The sequence below is a fragment of the Halomonas sp. ND22Bw genome, assembly GCF_003011945.1.
GTDB lineage: Bacteria > Pseudomonadota > Gammaproteobacteria > Pseudomonadales > Halomonadaceae > Halomonas > Halomonas halophila.
Map to the genome: position 1 here is coordinate 1 of NZ_PXWD01000644.1, position 280 is coordinate 280.

The 280-nt window shown below is 67.1% G+C and carries 1 protein-coding gene; it reads left to right on the forward strand.

The annotated features are described in order from the left end of the window. The coding region (locus CVH10_RS19725) for a transglutaminase family protein (RefSeq protein ID WP_146143133.1) at positions 1-280 on the forward strand (280 nt) is incomplete at both ends.

Consider the following 280-nt stretch of genomic DNA (forward strand, 5'->3'; position numbering starts at 1 on the left):
CAAGCTGTACTCGCCCGATTCCTCCACCGGCCGCCTCGGGCTGCTGGAACTGCGCGCCTTCGAGATGCCACCGCATGCCCGCATGAGCATCGCGCAGCAGCTGCTGCTGCGCGCCTTCATCGCGCGCTTCTGGGACGAGCCCTACAAGGCGCCGTCCACCCGCTGGGGCACCGAGCTGCACGACCGCTTCCTGCTGCCGACCTTCGTGAAGATGGACTTCGAGGACGTCATCAGCGAGATGCGCCAGGCCGGCTTCCCCTTCGACCCCAACTGGTTCGCA